Source organism: Desulfobulbus alkaliphilus (genome assembly GCF_016918545.1).
In the GTDB taxonomy this organism is placed as follows: Bacteria; Desulfobacterota; Desulfobulbia; order Desulfobulbales; family Desulfobulbaceae; genus Desulfobulbus; species Desulfobulbus alkaliphilus.
The window spans coordinates 1-396 of sequence record NZ_JAFFQC010000400.1 but is presented as its reverse complement, the minus strand read 5'-3'; the positions used below and the strand labels follow the sequence as shown (position 1 = coordinate 396).

Sequence of the window (396 nt, the reverse complement as noted above, 5' to 3'; positions counted from 1 at the left end):
ACATTGTACAGGACGCCGTGCGGAGCAAAGAAGTCCGTGACCATCCTGACGTATTCATTGGTGGAGAACTGGCCCACCGTGGCCGGGAACAGCAGCAGCGACGAGGCGAAAATGGGCGGGATGACGCCCGCCGTATTGACGCGCAGGGGCAGGTGCGTGTTCTGGCCGCCAAACATCTTGCGTCCGATCTGGCGCTTGGCGTAGCTGATGGGGATACGGCGCTGGGCACGCTCCACGAACACGATGGCCGTCAGCACGGCGGCCATGAGCAGCACGATGATGACCGCGAGGAAGATGCTCATGCTGCCGGACTTGATGAGGTCCATGGACTGCATGATGCCGCGCGGGATGCCCACCACGATACCGCAGAAGATGATCAGGGAGATGCCGTTGCCG

1 protein-coding gene is annotated in these 396 nt (G+C 62.1%); it reads right to left on the bottom strand.

From position 1 onward, the window contains the following. Positions 1-396, bottom strand: a 396-nt coding sequence (locus JWG43_RS19120; RefSeq protein ID WP_275888524.1) for a preprotein translocase subunit SecY, incomplete at both ends; no start/stop codon positions are given.